Origin of the sequence: Nitratireductor kimnyeongensis, assembly GCF_019891395.1 — a bacterium.
Classification (GTDB): Bacteria; Pseudomonadota; Alphaproteobacteria; order Rhizobiales; family Rhizobiaceae; genus Nitratireductor; species Nitratireductor kimnyeongensis.
The window spans coordinates 3,104,481-3,120,376 of sequence record NZ_CP078143.1; the positions used below are offsets into that span (position 1 = coordinate 3,104,481).

Annotated in this window: 8 protein-coding genes; 6 read left to right on the forward strand and 2 right to left on the reverse strand. The window is 59.7% G+C overall.

What is annotated here, in order from left to right; translation table 11 throughout:
* Positions 1-3 precede the first annotated feature (3 nt).
* The 5 genes from KW403_RS14755 to KW403_RS14775 all read left to right on the forward strand — a co-directional run bounded on the left by KW403_RS14755 (position 4) and on the right by KW403_RS14775 (position 8,139).
* Positions 4-1,236, forward strand: coding sequence for a bifunctional alpha/beta hydrolase/OsmC family protein (locus KW403_RS14755; protein WP_223020208.1), 1,233 nt, complete (start codon positions 4-6; stop codon positions 1,234-1,236).
* 128 nt (positions 1,237-1,364) lie between these two features.
* Entirely contained in the window at positions 1,365-2,903 is a 1,539-nt protein-coding gene (locus KW403_RS14760; RefSeq protein WP_223020209.1) for a DegQ family serine endoprotease, read from the forward strand.
* A gap of 102 nt (positions 2,904-3,005) precedes the next feature.
* Positions 3,006-3,677, forward strand: a complete 672-nt coding sequence (locus KW403_RS14765) for a response regulator transcription factor (protein ID WP_223020210.1) — start codon at positions 3,006-3,008, stop codon at positions 3,675-3,677.
* Complete coding sequence (locus KW403_RS14770; protein WP_223020211.1) at positions 3,677-5,137, forward strand: sensor histidine kinase; 1,461 nt, start codon at positions 3,677-3,679, stop codon at positions 5,135-5,137. The genes KW403_RS14765 and KW403_RS14770 overlap by 1 nt, the downstream gene beginning before the upstream one ends.
* Positions 5,138-5,181: 44 nt before the next feature.
* Positions 5,182-8,139, forward strand: a complete 2,958-nt coding sequence (locus KW403_RS14775) for a bifunctional [glutamine synthetase] adenylyltransferase/[glutamine synthetase]-adenylyl-L-tyrosine phosphorylase (RefSeq protein ID WP_223020212.1) — start codon at positions 5,182-5,184, stop codon at positions 8,137-8,139.
* Positions 8,140-8,242: 103 nt separating this feature from the next.
* Here KW403_RS14775 and KW403_RS14780 read toward each other — a convergent pair whose 3' ends face one another.
* On the reverse strand, positions 8,243-10,579 hold the full coding sequence (locus KW403_RS14780; RefSeq protein ID WP_223020213.1) for a PAS domain-containing sensor histidine kinase: 2,337 nt from the start codon (positions 10,577-10,579) through the stop codon (positions 8,243-8,245).
* Positions 10,580-10,707: 128 nt separating this feature from the next.
* Positions 10,708-13,353 (reverse strand): aminopeptidase N, encoded by a 2,646-nt coding sequence (gene pepN, locus KW403_RS14785; RefSeq protein WP_223020214.1) that lies wholly within the window; start codon positions 13,351-13,353, stop codon positions 10,708-10,710.
* A gap of 187 nt (positions 13,354-13,540) precedes the next feature.
* On the opposite strand from pepN, the gene KW403_RS14790 reads away from it, so the two are divergent.
* Positions 13,541-15,850, forward strand: a complete 2,310-nt coding sequence (locus KW403_RS14790; RefSeq protein WP_223020215.1) for a xanthine dehydrogenase family protein molybdopterin-binding subunit — start codon at positions 13,541-13,543, stop codon at positions 15,848-15,850.
* Positions 15,851-15,896: the final 46 nt, after the last annotated feature.

Below are 15,896 nucleotides of genomic sequence, written 5' to 3' on the forward strand. Positions count from 1 at the left end.
CCCATGACGGCGATAACCCAGAAGCTCACGTTCAAAGGCCACTCCGGTGCGGATCTCGCCGCCCGGCTCGATCTGCCCAATGGGCCAATCAGGGCCTATGCGCTCTTCGCGCACTGCTTCACATGCTCGAAGGATTTGCTCGCTGCCCGACGCATCGCTGCCGAGCTGGCACGGGCAGGGATAGCCGTACTGCGTTTCGATTTCACGGGCCTGGGGTCAAGCGAGGGTGAGTTCGCATCGACCAATTTCTCTACCAATCTCGAGGATCTGCTCAGCGCTACGGCCTTTCTTGAAGAGCATTACGAAGCGCCGTCCGTGCTGATCGGCCATTCTCTTGGAGGAGCGGCCGTCCTTGCCATTGCCGGAAGATTGCCCTCGGTGAAGGCCGTCGCGACCATTGGTGCACCCTCAGATACGGCGCATGTGCTCAAAAATCTCGGCACGTCGCTGGAAGATATCCAGCAGGACGGTGAAGCGGAGGTCTCATTGGGGGGGCGGGCGTTTCGCGTAAAGACCCAGTTTGTCGAGGATGTCCGGTCACACAGAGTTCTGGATGCTGTCGCCGGCATGCGTAAACCGCTTCTCATCCTCCATGCTCCGCTAGACGAGATCGTCGGGATCGACAACGCGACCCAGATTTTCCTCGCGGCGAAACACCCCAAAAGCTATATTTCACTGGATCGAGGCGATCATCTGCTGACCGGAGCTGAGGACGCTGCCTTTGCAGCGAGTGCCATCGTTGGCTGGCTTTCACGCTATTTGCCGGGCGACGAGGCGCAGGGCGCAGTGTCGATTGAGCATGTGCGTGTGATGGAGACGGGTCAGGGCACTTTCCAGAATGCCGTACAAGCCGGTAGACATCGTCTCTTTGCCGATGAACCGGAGAGTTTTGGCGGTCTGGATACCGGGCCTTCGCCTTATGATTTCCTGTCCATCGCCCTTGGTGCCTGCACGACGATGACCTTGCGTCTCTACGCCGATCGCAAGAAGCTGGACCTGGGACGCATCAGTGTGGATGTCTCTCATAAGAAAATCCACGCCAGGGATTGCGAAGATTGCTCCCAGGCAGCGAAGGCACAGGGGCGCATCGATAGATTTGAGCGGGTTATCGATGTAGAGAAGCCCACAACACCCGAAATACGCGATAAGCTGGTCGAGATTGCCGGCAAATGTCCGGTCCACAGAACGCTCGAAAGCCTCGTTCACGTCCACACCGCGGTGCGCAGCGACGCGTGAAAAAACGATGCAAACATTACGAAAATTTCATCGCCTGGAAAGGGCGTTGTAATGTACGGATTGCTATGTCGTAAGCCCACACGCGTTTGCGCGCTGAAGTGAAATTTTTCCAAGAGGATAAGGTTGCCATGCATCACGACGCGGGAAACAAGGCATCGGAAAAGGGCATTGTCGGTGGAACGAAAGGGCGCCTGATGGCGACCATCGCTTCCGTCGCCATTGCCGGCGCGATAGGGCTGGGCGCGGTGACGAGCGGAACGGCGCCCGTTATGGCGGAAGCGGTTCGGCTCGATCAGCCGGTTCAGGCGCCAAGCTTTGCCGACATCGTGGAAAAGGTCTCTCCTGCAGTTGTCAGCGTACGGGTGAAGGCCGATGTCGAGATGACATCGAACCGCGGCAACCCGGGTCTGTTCGATATGCCAGGCTTTGAAGAGCTGCCTGACGGGCATCCGCTGAAGCGCTTTTTCCGGGAGTTCCGTGGTGATCGCGGGTTCGAGCAGGAGCGCCGATCCGAGCGCCGGCGCCCCCGTCCTGTCTCGCAGGGGTCCGGATTCTTCATTTCCGAAGATGGCTATCTTGTCACCAATAACCATGTCGTCGATGGCGGTAGCAACTTTACCGTCGTCATGGATGATGGCACGGAGATCGACGCCAAGCTCATCGGAACCGACCCGCGAACCGACCTTGCCGTGCTGAAAGTCGAAGAGGAGCGCAAGTTCACCTATGTCGACTTTGCCGATGACGAGAAGGTCCGGGTGGGTGACTGGGTCGTCGCCGTCGGCAATCCTTTTGGCCTCGGCGGTACCGTAACGGCGGGCATTGTCTCTGCCCGCGGCCGTGACATCGGCGCCGGGCCGTATGACGACTTCATCCAGATTGACGCGGCCGTGAACCGCGGCAACTCCGGTGGTCCAGCCTTCAATCTCAGTGGCGAAGTCGTCGGCATCAACACTGCAATCTTCTCGCCGTCGGGTGGCAATGTCGGCATCGCGTTCGCCATACCCGCCTCGGTGGCAAAACAGGTTGTGGGCGATCTGATCGAGGACGGTACGGTTGAGCGCGGTTGGCTCGGCGTGCAGATCCAGCCGGTCTCCAAGGATATCGCTGAATCTGTTGGCCTTGACGAGGAAAAAGGTGCGCTTGTCGCCGATGCACAGGAAGGTGAACCGGCAGCCAAAGCGGGCATCCGCTCCGGCGACATCATCATCGCCGTGGACGAGAAGCCCGTCGCATCGCCAAAGGAACTCGCTCGTCTAATCGCCGGGTTTGCTCCGGGGAATGAGGTCGACGTGACGGTATGGCGCGACGGTGAAACGGAGAATGTCAAGGTGACGCTCTCCGAGATGCCGGGTGTGGAGACGATGGCTTCTGCGCGCGACAACACCCCGTCGGCCACCGTGGATGCTCAATTTGGCCTGAAGGTCACACCGGCAGAGGATGGTGATGGCCTGGTGGTGACGGATGTCGAACCAGACAGCCCGGCCGATGATCGCGGTATCCGCCCGGGCGATATCATTCGCGCCGTCAATTCCCAGAAGGTGAAAACGGGCAAAGATGTCGAAAACGCGGTCGCTGCTGCCGTAAAAGCAGGGCGGAAAGCCGTTCTCGTGCAGATCGAGCGCGACGAGGCTAGCCGCTTTGTTGCCCTTCCGACCAGCGAAGGCTGATCATCCTGACATTCCGGTTCCCCCCAGTTTCTTCGGGGGAGCCGGAGTTCGGGCGGGGTTTTCGTGAAGACGTTTTATCGGTGAGCGGATTATATCGACCGTATGAAGATTCTTGTCATAGAAGACGATCGGGAAGCGGCGGACTATCTCAAGAACGCTCTCGCCGAAGCCGGTCATACCGCAGACATTGCTCGCGACGGTGACAGCGGCTTTTCCATGGCCGAGACCGGTATCTATGACGTCTTCGTCGTTGACCGGATGCTGCCGCGGCGTGATGGCCTTTCCATTATCGCAGAATTGCGGGAGGGCGGCGACGACACGCCCGCACTCATCCTCTCGGCGCTTGGGGAGGTCGATGATCGTGTGACAGGCCTGCGCGCGGGTGGCGACGACTATCTGACCAAGCCCTACGCCTTCTCCGAGCTGCTGGCTCGCATCGAAGTGCTGCGCCGGCGGGCGGGGACCAAGGATGTCGAAACCGTTTACAATGTGGGGGACCTCGAGCTCGATCGACTGTCGCACACGGTGCGCCGCGCCGGTCAGGAAATCATCCTCCAGCCGCGCGAGTTCCGCCTCCTCGAATACATGATGCGCCATGCCGGACAGGTGGTGACCCGGACCATGCTTCTGGAGAACGTCTGGGATTATCATTTTGATCCTCAGACCAATGTCATCGACGTTCATATCTCGCGTCTGCGCGGCAAGATCGAGAAAGGCTTTGACAAGCCATTGCTTCACACGGTGCGTGGCGCCGGCTACATGCTGAAGGACTGATGGCGCGGCTTCTATCTATCCTCAACACGACTGCGGCGCGTCTCTCCGCGCTCTATCTGATCCTGTTTGCCGTCTGTGCCACGTTTCTGGTCATCTACATGACCTCGCTTTCGGCCCGCATGCTGGTCACGCAGACACGCGAAGCGATCAATGAGGAGGTGCGCGGTCTCGATCGCGCCTATCGCCGCGGCGGGTTGCCCTTACTCGTTCGGGTCATCGAATCGCGCGCGCGGCAGCCCGGCGCCAATCTCTATCTCCTCGCCGACGCCAATGGGCGGATTCTCTCCGGCAATGTGGAAAGCCTGCAACCGGGCGTGCTCGACGTGATGGGCTGGACCGAGAGCCCGTTCACCTATAACCGGTTTGGAGAGGGCGAGGCCCGTCTCGAACCACGGGCGAACAGTGGCGAGCACAGGGCGATGGCGGTCGTCTTTCGTCTGCCCAATCAGGTCATCGTCATGGTCGGACGGGATCTGGGCGAACCTGAGAAATTCCGTAGCGTGATGCAGCGCGCCCTTGTCGTCACGCTTGCCATCATGTGTGCGGGTGCGCTGCTGATCTGGTATTTTGTCGGGCGCCGTGCGTTGAAGCGCATCGACCGCGTGTCGGAAGCAAGCCGCAGCATCATGGGTGGTGATCTGAACAGGCGATTGCCTGTTTCGGGAGCGGGTGACGAGTTTGATCGTCTTTCGGACAATCTGAACAAGATGCTGGATCGTATCGCAGCCTTGAACGAAGGGCTGCGGGAAGTTTCCGACAACATCGCTCATGACCTCAAGACACCTTTGACGCGTCTGCGCAACAGGGCGGAAGCCGCGCTTGCGGGCAAACCGGAAACAGCAGACTATCGCGCTGCGCTGGAGCGCACGATCGCAGAGTCGGACCAGCTTATCCGCACCTTCAACGCCATTTTGATGATTTCCCGGCTTGAGGCGGGATATTCCGCCGAGGCCACCTCGACCATCGATCTGCATGCCATCCTGGCAGACGTGGTCGAACTCTACGAAGCACTTGCCGAAGAACAGGGCGTGGCGCTTGAAGCTGAGGCCAATGGGGCCGTGACAATGCAGGGCAATCGTGAACTCATCGGGCAGGCCCTGTCGAACATCGTCGACAATGCGATCAAGTATTCGGCGGGGTTTGACAAAAATCCGGCGGTGCGGGTTTCTCTCCAAAGCGGTCCTTCCGAAATTCGGCTGACGGTGCGCGACAATGGTCCAGGTGTGCCCGACGCGGATCGCCGCCGCGTGACTGAACGTTTCGTGCGTCTTGAGGAAAGCCGCACTCAACCGGGTTCTGGCCTTGGTCTCAGCCTTGCCAAGGCTGTCATGACATTCCATGGTGGGCGTCTTGAACTCGCCGATAACGACCCCGGTCTCGTCGTGACAATGGTCTTTCCCGTTGAACTTTCAAAACGGAAAATTGACACGGTCTTCAGGAAGCGCGAAGCCTCCGATTGACGTGGCCGGGCGAGCGGAAATGCTTGACCGAAGAGGGGGCCTTGATGGGGCGTGATGCGGTTGCCGACGGAAGTCTTTGGTTTGGAGTGCCGGTCCTTGTTTTGAAGCCGGTGGATCAGGACGAGGCTGCCGAAGCGCTTGAGATGGTCCGCGAAGCGGCTGAAGATGCTCAATGCGAACGCCTCTGTGACCTGCTTGAAAGCAACACCGAATTAACGGGTTTTCTCTCGGCGGTGTTCGAGCTTTCACCGTTCCTGCGAGATTGTGCACGCCGCAATCCACACGCTCTTGAATCCCTGTTCGAAGCGTCAGCGGACGATCGCCTCAACATGTTGTTTGAGCGCATCGATGCGAGTGCCTTTGCCGAGGAGCAGAGCGAAAGTGGGCAGATGAAGGCGCTGCGCGACCTCAAGGCGGAGGCGCATTTTCTCATCGCGCTATGCAGGCTCGCCGATGTCGCCAATACCGCCAGAACGACCGAGCGTCTGAGCGTACTTGCGGACAAATGCATCCGTGCCGCCGTTAATTTTTTGCTTCTCGACGCGGATCGGGCAGGAAAACTGAAACTTCCCGATCGAACCAAACCGGCAGAAGGCAGCGGCTGGATCCTGCTTGGCATGGGCAAGCTTGGTGCCAATGAGCTGAACTTCTCGTCCGATATCGACCTGATTGTTCTGGTTGACCCACACGCGCCGGCCATTGTCGAGGCCTATGAGGCCATCGACCTTTTTGTTCGCCTGACCCGTAGGTTGGTGCGCATCCTTCAGGACCGGACAGAGCATGGCTATGTTTTCCGCACCGACTTGCGGCTACGCCCCGATCCGGGGTCCACGCCGCTGGCGATACCTGTCGAGGCGGCGCTGCACTATTATGAAAGCCGCGGCCAAAACTGGGAACGGGCTGCGATGATCAAGGCCCGGCCGATTGCCGGCGACCTTTCGGCGGGCGAAAGCTTTTTGAAAGAGCTGCAACCCTATGTATGGCGAAAATATCTGGACTATGCGGCCATTGCCGATGTCCATTCCATCAAGCGCCAGATCCATGCGCACAAGGGTCATGGGGCCGTGGCGGTGCGTGGCCATAATGTCAAGCTCGGGCGGGGCGGTATCCGCGAGATCGAGTTTTTTGTTCAAACCCAACAATTGATCGCCGGCGGCCGTTTCCCGGAGTTGCGGGGACGGCGCACTGTCTCCATGCTGGAAGAACTCGCCCGTTGCGGCTGGATTGACGAGGAAGCGAGGGAGGCGCTGACGCGCCAATACTGGTTCCTGCGTGATGTCGAGCACGCATTGCAAATGGTGGCGGACGAGCAGACGCATACGCTCCCCGAAGACGATGATGAACTGGAGCGGATCGCGCATCTGCTCGCCTTCGAGGATGCAGAAGCGTTTTCAGAAGCCTTCCGCGAAAGCCTCCGCCTGGTCGAACAGCATTATGCGGACCTGTTCGAGACAGCGCCTCAGCTTTCGCGCGGCGTTGGCAATCTGGTCTTCACCGGCGATGTGGACGATCCGGGCACGCTGGAAACGTTGAGCGAACTCGGCTTCGAACGGCCAAGCGACATGTGCCGCGTGATCCGAGGGTGGCATTATGGTCGTTACCGCGCAACGCAATCGGCAGAGGCACGCGAGCGCCTGACGGAATTGACGCCCGCGCTTCTGGAGGCTTTTGGAAGCACCCGCCGCGCCGACGAGGCACTGTTGCGCTTTGATACGTTTCTGGCCGGACTGCCGGCCGGTATTCAGCTTTTCTCATTGCTGCAATCCAATCCAGCGTTGCTCAACATGGTGGTCAGCATCATGGGCGCCGCGCCACGCCTCGCAGCCATCATCACGAAGCGACCACATGTCTTTGACGGGCTTCTGGACCCCGCACTTTTGTCCGAGCTTCCCGACCGGGCGTATCTTTCCGAGCGGCTTCAAGCCTTTCTGGCGAGCGCCCGGATTTACGAGGAGATCCTGGACCGGTTGCGCATTTTCGCAGCCGAGCAGAAGTTTCTGATCGGCATCCGGCTCCTTACCGGAGCCATCGATGCCGCGCGGGCCGGCAAGGCGTTTTCAGATCTTGCGGACCTCACGGTGGAGGCAGCCCTCGAAGCGGTGGTGGAAAACTTCGCCGAGCGTCATGGGCGGATAGTCGGCGGGCGTGTTGCCATCCTTGGCATGGGCAAACTCGGCAGCCGCGAACTGACGGCAGGGTCGGATATAGATCTGATCCTGCTCTATGATCACGACGAGGCAGCCGATTACTCGGACGGGCAAAAGCCGCTGGCCCCCTCCGAGTACTACACGCGTCTAACCCAGAGGTTGATTGCCGCGGTTTCGGCGCCGACAGCGGAAGGGGTGCTCTACGAGCTGGACCTGCGGCTTCGTCCGTCAGGCAACAAGGGGCCGGTCGCCACTCATATAGACGCCTTCGCGCGCTATCAGCGCAACGACGCCTGGACCTGGGAGCATATGGCGCTCACGCGTGCACGGGCCTTCGCTGGCGACCGGGCGTTGATCGAACGTGTGGAGACGGAGGTGCACGACATCCTTGCTCTGCCGCGCGACACACCGACAATTAGCAACGAGGCAGCGGAGATGCGCCGGCTCCTGGAGGAGGAGAAGCCTGCTCGCGACGTCTGGGACCTGAAGCTTGTGCCGGGCGGCCTCATCGATCTGGAGTTTATCGCGCAGGTGGCCGTGCTGACCAGAAACACCCGGGTCAAGAGCGAGACGACCGCCACCGGTGAGGTGCTGTCTTCCCTGTCGGAGGCGTTTTGCGCACCTCAGGCGCGACAGGAACTCGTGGACGCGCATCAACTCTATATGACGCTCACGCAGACCACGCGGCTTTGCCTCGAAGGCGGCTTTGACCCGGATGAAGCGCCGCCCGGCTTTGCCGATCTCATGTTGCGACAGACCGATCTGCCGGAACTGGGCATTTTGGAGGCGCATGTGGAGGAGACGGCGGGGAGGGTGCGCCGGCTGTTTGCGGAACTGGTCGGATCAGTCGCTTAGATCGCCGTGCATCCGTTCGAAGGCACAAAGGACGATGCAAACTATTGATGGAGCAACGGAATATTCCGAAAGCCGATGCCCTTTTTCGATCCGATGCTCCAACTCAAGCAGCCACCGCCGGCTTCTTTCGCTCTTCTGCGGGAAGACGCACCGATACGATGGTGCCAACACCCTCGGTGGAGCGGATTTTGAGCACCCCGCCATGCAACTCTGCCAGCGAGCGGGAAATGGCAAGGCCAAGTCCCGAGCCCGTGTGGTTTTTGGAAAATTGATTTTGAACCTGTTCGAAGGGGCGGCCGAGCTTTTTCAAGGCATCCCGCGGGATGCCGCACCCTGAATCCTCTATGGTGAGCGTGACCGCCGGCCCGACCTTGCGCGCACGTAAGGATATGTGCCCGCCTTCGCCCGTGAATTTGACGGCGTTGGACAGCAGATTGATGACGATCTGCTTGATTGCACGTCGGTCGGCGAAGACCTGCATCCTTTCGGGGATGTCCATCTTCATGGCGATCGATTTCTCGGCCGCCTGCAATTCGACCACCCGCACCGTCTCCCGGATCAGCGGGCACAAATCGATCTCCTCGCAATCGACAGAGAACTGGCCGGCCTCGATCTTCGACATATCGAGAATGTCGTTGATGACGCCAAGCAGGTAGGAGCCGCTCGAACAAATGTCGCGCACATATTCCTCGTAGCGTTCCGAGCCAAGCGGTCCGAACATGCCCGACTCCATCACTTCCGAGAAGCCGATAATCGCGTTGAGCGGCGTCCGCAGCTCATGTGACATGTTGGCCAGGAATTCGGATTTCGCCCGGTTTGCCGCTTCAGCGCGCTCGGTTTCACGCATGTATTTTCGGTTCAGCTCGCTGAGTTCACGCGTCCGTTCCTGCTCGGCGCGCCGCGCCAGGCTGAGATCGTGAATGGTCGCCATCAGCCGGCGCTCGCTGTCCACCAGTTTGCCCTGATGCTGCTTGAGTTGGGTGATGTCAGTGCCGACCGAAACCGTGCCGCCATCGCGCGTTTTCAGCTCCGTCACCTGCAACCAGCGTCCGTCCGCCAACTGCCGCTCATAGGTCGCGCCATTGCCATTGCCGGAAGGAATGGCCAGCCGGCGCTCGGAGCGGAATGCGGGCGCCAGGGCTTCAATATCGCGACGCCGTGCGCCGGTGACGATCAGGCTATCATCAACCCCCAGATCCTGTTTGTACTTCGTGTTGCACATGACAAGCCGCTCGGCGTAATCCCACAGCACGAAAGATTCGCCGATGCTCTCGATCGCCGTGCGCAGCCGCTGATCGGCAGCTTCCGTCTGCTGTACAAGCGTGCGCTGCTCAGTCACATCCACGGCGATGCCGATCAGGTGCAGTTCAGGCGCATTGGGGTCCACGACCTGCGCCCGTGCCCGCACCCAGACCCACTGCCCGTCGGCGCGTTTCATCCGGAAGACACGGTCTACGTGGTCAATTTCTCGCGCCATGATGCGGTTGGCCAGATCGAAGAGATCGCCATCGTCGGGATGAATGATCGCCGCTACCTCGCCGAATGAAAGCATCTCCTCGGTGGTCTCATAACCAAGCATTTCAAACATGGAGCGCGACCAGAACATCTTTCCGCGCACCATGTCCCAGTCCCAAAGACCGCATTTGCCGCGCACCATGGCCATATCGATCCGTTGATGGGCCTCCATATAGATGCGGTCGGCCGCCTGCGCGCGCGCTGCCTGGCTGAAATAAGCGTAAAGGATGACCATCAAGATGCCCGCCGTCAGGGCAAACAGTGAGACATTCATCGACACGGAACGGCGCCAATCGGCAAAGAGGCTATCGCGCGAGGTGAGGGCGACCGCAGCGCCATCCTGACCGGCGACATGGACCAGCGAAGCGAGCCACGGCTCTCCCCCGATCTCCACATTCATCACTCCGGCCCGCGCGCCGAACAGAAAGAGCGGCTGGCCACCTGTCAAAACATCTTCCAGCGAACGGCCAACCAGATTTTGCCCGTTGGGCGAGCTCGCCAGGACCTCAAAATGTTCGTCGGTGAGGGCGAGCACACGCTTATCCTCCGATCCGGCGCGGCGCATTGCCTCTTCGATCAGCATGCGCGCTCTGGGACTGGACGCCATCTCGCTCGTGTCTATTGCCACACTTGCGGCCAGAGAGTCTGCGGCCAGCGCCAGCATGGTTCGGGCATCGCGTTCGATATCGTCGCGCCAGGTGAAGAGCGAGAGAAGCCGCGCTGCCGCCAAAACCAGAAGAAAGATGATGATCAGAACCGGGATCGAACGGCGCAGATAGGGCTCGATGGCCAGAAGACGTTCATAGGCCGGAGCTGCAATAATCTTTGCGTTGCCTGCCAGTCCCATGCGCCTAGCGCGTCGGGTTCGTGGCCCGGCAGCCATGCCCGCAATCAGGGGCAAAGCCCACCCCCCTGCCTTCGCCATCCGACGGGCTCCCTCGTTCCTCGTTCAGTTCTGTGATTCGGCTCCGCCTGCTGCCGAATCATCCATAAGGAATCAAAGGTGATTCGCCTTGTCCAGAGGTCTTGGTAAAAAAGATATTAATCAGCCTGTCAGGCGAGGGTTCGTTCCAGTATATCCGCCAGGTCACGAGAGAGGTCGTCGCGCCTGGCCATTTCGGAGAGAAGCTTGCGCGCATGCTCGCGTCGGCCCTTTTCCAGCGAGCGCCAGGAACGGAATGCGGTGGCGAGACGAGCTGCCACCTGCGGATTGTGACGGTCGAGCGCGGTGACCGTCTCTGCGACGAGGCGATATCCTTCGCCATCGGCACTGTGGAAGGCCGTCTGGTTCGCCATCGAGAAAGTCCCGACCAGGGCGCGCACCCTGTTTGGATTGGCGAGCAAGAACTGGGGATGCTTCATCAGGTTGCGGATCAAGGAAACTGTTTCTGCCGATGGGATCATCGCCTGGATCTGGAACCATTTGTCGAGCACGAGCGGGTTGTTGCTGTAGCGCTCCTCGAAGGCCGCCAGCGCAGCTCTGCCCTCGGCGGTATCATGGAAGTGCTGTGCAAGAACCGTGAGCGCGCCTGCGCGCTCCGTCATGTTGTCGGCGTCTTCAAATTGCCTGTATGCGGCTGCGGGGTTTGCATCATCCAGGGTGAGAAATTCGATCAATGTGTTCCGCAGTGCGCGACGCCCCGCACTGCGCGCATCCGGCGAGAAGGGCGCGTTGTCGAGCAGCCCATCATAGAGCTTACGGAAGGTTTCACCGCCTGCCTGCGCGATCGCCAGGAGAAGAGCTTTGCGGGCAGCGTGGATTGTATCGGGGTCAATATCGCGCCCGATTTCACGCGCCACGTCGGCTTCGCCGGGCACGCTCAGGGTCAACGCTCGAAAAGCCTCCTCCAGCGTTTCATCAGCGGCCAGGTCCGCCGTGATTGAGATAATCTCGTCGTCAAATACCGGCTTCTTTCCCCCGCGCACTGACTTGCTGGCTGTAATCAAGGCGCCGGTCAGGAGCGTGTTCAGCGCCTGCCAGCGGGAAAACGGGTCGCTATCATGGCGGGCAAGGAAGAGTTGCTCGTTGGCATTGATTTCGACGGAAAGCGTGACTGGAGCGGAGAAGCCCCGGTTTATTGACAGAACTGGACGCGCCGTCACACCCTTGAAGGTGATCTGGTGTCGGCGTCTACGCAGGTGCATCACACCATTTTCGACATTCGCTCCCTCCACACTTTCGTAGTCGAGATCGCTCCCGTCCGGACCAACAAGGCCGAAAGCGAGAGGAATGTGCATCAGGCGTTTGCGGTTTTCGGAGGGTGTCGGCGGCACGGATTGCTCGATCTCGACCGTCAGCGCGTTCTTATTGCCATCATAACGCGATGAAAGCGCCACATTGGGTGTGCCGGCCTGATGGTACCAGAGCGAAAACTGGCTGAGATCCCGTCCGGAAGCATCCTCGAAGGATTTTACAAAATCCTCGATGGTTACGGCCTGTCCGTCATGGCGATCGAAATAGAGATCCATCCCGGCTCGGAAAGCCTCGGAGCCCAAAATCGTGCACAGCATGCGGACGACTTCAGAGCCCTTTTCGTAGACGGTCGCGGTGTAGAAATTGTTGATCTCGCGGTAGCGGCGTGGTCGCACGGGATGCGCGAGAGGACCCTGGTCTTCGGGAAACTGATGTGCGCGAAGTCCACGGACTTCGGCAATACGTTTGACTGCACGCGATCGCTGATCCGCGGAGAATTCATGATCGCGAAAAACGGTGAGGCCTTCCTTTAGGCAGAGCTGGAACCAATCCCGGCAAGTGATTCTATTGCCTGTCCAATTGTGAAAATATTCATGCGCGATGATAGCTTCTATATTGGCGAAATCTGCATCTGTTGCGGTGTCGTGATCCGCGAGCACATATTTGTCGTTGAAGACGTTGAGTCCCTTGTTCTCCATCGCGCCCATGTTGAAATCCGACACGGCGACAATGTTGAACACATCGAGATCGTATTCGCGCCCGAAACGATCCTCGTCCCAGCGCATCGAGCGTTTCAACGCATCCATCGCGTAGGTCGCGCGTTCTTCCTTCCCATGTTCGACATAGATCCCAAGATCGACCTCCCGCCCCGAGGCGGTGGTGAAGCGGTCCTTCACCACACCAAGATCGCCGGCGACGAGCGCGAACAGATACGAGGGTTTGGGGAAAGGATCATGCCAGACGGCGAAATGACGCCCGTCCGCGAGAACCCCCTTTTCCACCGGATTGCCGTTTGACAAGAGAAGAGGCGCCTCTGATCGGTCCGCCTCCATGCGCACCGTATAGACCGAGAGGATATCGGGCCGGTCGAGGAAATAGGTGATGCGGCGGAACCCTTCGGCTTCGCATTGTGTGCAGAAAACGCCGTTCGAAACATAGAGCCCCATCAACGTCGTGTTCATCGCTGGCGCGATCCGCGTGACGATGGTGAGTTCGAACTGCCGGGAAGCCGGCAGACGTGTGATTGTCAGGCGATCCGGCGACACGTCATGGCTGTCAGTCGCGGCCTCCTCTCCATTGATCCGCAGTGCTTCCAGCGTCAGCCCGTCTCCATCGAGAATCAGTGGTGCATCAGCTGGAGCCCGGGCGATCCGTTCAACTGTCAGCGTGGCCGTCACCAGCGTTTCCTGAGGGTCCAGCCGAAAATCAAGCGCTATCTCGGGAATGAGATAATTGCTTGGCTGATAGTCCTCGAGACGAAAAATCTGGCCGCTTTCTGTACGCATCGCTATTCTTTCTACGGCCGGGTGATGGGGCCGGCAATCTGTGAGCTGTCTGGTCCAACAAAATCGGATTGCTGCTCTTTACACAATCATCAGGCTCGACAAAACTAAGACAGCATATGTCGCTCGACTGTTTCCAGCCAGCTCACCGAAAATCGGTCAACCCGCGATTGGCCAGAAGGGATTCCGCATGACTGTGATGACGCCGAAATTCGGGATGGGGGCCTCCGTGCGCCGCAAGGAAGATGCGGCGTTCATTACTGGCCGAGGGCGTTATACGGATGATTTTCTGCCTGAAGGAACGTTGCATCTTTACGTGGTGCGCTCGCCTGTGGCCAAGGCGAGCTTTAGCATAACCTCCGTCGAGGAGGCGCAGGCCGCGCCAGGTGTCCATCTGGTCCTGACGGGCTCGGATGTGGCGCATCTGAAAGACCTGCGTTCCGGCGCCATGCAGAAGCAACCGGACGGAACACGCGCTCCTACGCGTGACATCCCGATTCTGTGCCGTGATCGTGTCCAGTATGTCGGCGACGCGGTGGCCCTGGTGGTTGCCGAGAGCCGCGCCCAGGCGCAAGATGCCGCAGAGCTGATCGAAATCGATTTCGAGGACGAGGAGGCCATAGCCTCGACTGCAGCCGCCCTGTCCGAGGATTCCCCACTGGTCTGGCCGGAGCTCGGATCGAACCGTGCATTTCTTTACCATGTGGGTGACAAGGAGAAATCGGACGCGGCGTTCGAGAAGGCCGACCGTGTTACCCGCATCCAGTTCGTGAACAACCGTCTCGTCTGCAACTACATGGAGCCACGTGCAGCGCTGGCCGAGTGGCGCAGCGACGAAAACCGCTTTGTGTTGACCACCGGCTCGCAAGGTGTGCACTCCATGCGCGGGATTCTTTGCAAGACGTTTGGCATCGACCCTGAAAATCTGCGTGTGATCACGCCGGATGTCGGTGGCGGTTTTGGTCCGAAAACCTTTGTCTACCGCGAATACGCCATGGTCATGGAGGCAGCAAAACGGCTGGGTCGTCCAGTCAAGTGGACCGGTGATCGCAACGAGCATTTCATGACTGATGCGCAGGGCCGCGACAATGTGGTGACTGCCGAGATGGCAATGGACAGTGAAGGGCGTTTCCTTGGTCTACGGATCGACCTCACGGCGAACATGGGCGCCTATATATCTCAGTTTGGTCCCTTCATCCCGTTTGTCGGCGTCTCCATGTCGACGGGCGTTTATGACATCCGGGCGCTCGATGTGACAATCAATGGCGTCTACACCAACACTTGCCCGGTGGATGCCTATCGCGGGGCGGGGCGTCCTGAAGCCGCATTCCTGCTCGAGAAGCTGGTCGACGCCTGCGCGCGGGACCTTGGCATCGGGCGTGACGAAATACGCCGCCGCAACTTCATAAGGCCCGAACAGTTTCCCTATCGCACCCAGACCGGTCGTCTTTACGACGTCGGCGAGTTCGAGGGGCACATGAACAAGTGCATGCAGAACGCCGGCTGGGCCACGTTCGAAGAGCGGCTGGAAACGTCACGCCGCAACGGAAAACTGCGTGGCATCGGCATGGCCACCTATGTTGAAGCCTGCGCCTTTGCCGGTTCGGAGCCGGCCCATGTCCGGCTCAACGACGATGGGAGTGTCACACTTCTGATCGGGACCCAGTCCAACGGTCAGGGACACGCCACCGCCTACGCCCAGTTCGTGGCGGACAAGCTCAACATCGACATCGACCGGATCACAGTGCGCCAGGGCGACACGGACGAATTGGCCTCCGGTGGCGGCACGGGCGGCTCGCGCTCCATTCCGCTGGGCGGTGTCTCTGCCGCGCGCGCCGGTGAAGACCTTGCCGAGAAAATTCGAAAACTGGCGGCGGATGAACTTGAAGCCTCCGTGGATGACATCGAACTGTTCGGTGGGGCTGCGCGCATCGTAGGCACAGACCGGGCCGTGGACTTTTCAGCGATTGCGAAGGCCGCCAAGGCACCCGAAGATCTGGAAGGCTTCGGCGAGTTCGTGCAGGAAGAGGCGACCTATCCCAACGGCACCCATATCTGCGAGGTCGAAATCGATCCGGAAACCGGCCGCACACAAGTTGTAGCTTATTGGATCGTTGACGATTTCGGCGCGACAGTGAACCCGATCCTTCTCGCTGGTCAGGTTCATGGCGGTGTGGCGCAGGGGCTTGGGCAGGCGCTGACGGAAGACACGGTCTATTCGGAGGATGGGCAATTGATCACTGCGAGCTTCATGGATTACGCCATGCCGCGTGCGGATGATCTGCCGTTCATCCATTTCGAAACCCGCAACGTTCCCTCGACGACCAATGCGATGGGCATCAAGGGGGCGGGTGAGGCCGGGACAATCGGCGCCACGCCAGCGGTTCTCAACGCCGTGACGGATGCGCTCTACCATGCCTATGGCATCACGCATATCGACATGCCAACCACGCCTTCGCGCGTGTGGGAGGCGATCCGGCAGGCCCGAAAGGCGGCATGATGGCATTGTTGGCGTTGATTTCGCTCCGCCCTCCCGCTTCTTTATC

What these genes read in the sequence shown, in the direction of transcription:
- KW403_RS14755 (WP_223020208.1), top strand. Translation starts at nt 4, where the DNA reads ATGACGGCGATAACCCAGAAGCTCACGTTCAAAGGCCACTCCGGTGCG.
- KW403_RS14760 (WP_223020209.1), top strand. Translation starts at nt 1,365, where the DNA reads ATGCATCACGACGCGGGAAACAAGGCATCGGAAAAGGGCATTGTCGGT.
- KW403_RS14765 (WP_223020210.1), top strand. Translation starts at nt 3,006, where the DNA reads ATGAAGATTCTTGTCATAGAAGACGATCGGGAAGCGGCGGACTATCTC.
- KW403_RS14770 (WP_223020211.1), top strand. Translation starts at nt 3,677, where the DNA reads ATGGCGCGGCTTCTATCTATCCTCAACACGACTGCGGCGCGTCTCTCC.
- KW403_RS14775 (WP_223020212.1), top strand. Translation starts at nt 5,182, where the DNA reads ATGGGGCGTGATGCGGTTGCCGACGGAAGTCTTTGGTTTGGAGTGCCG.
- KW403_RS14780 (WP_223020213.1), bottom strand. Translation starts at nt 10,579, where the DNA reads ATGGCGAAGGCAGGGGGGTGGGCTTTGCCCCTGATTGCGGGCATGGCT.
- pepN (WP_223020214.1), bottom strand. Translation starts at nt 13,353, where the DNA reads ATGCGTACAGAAAGCGGCCAGATTTTTCGTCTCGAGGACTATCAGCCA.
- KW403_RS14790 (WP_223020215.1), top strand. Translation starts at nt 13,541, where the DNA reads ATGACTGTGATGACGCCGAAATTCGGGATGGGGGCCTCCGTGCGCCGC.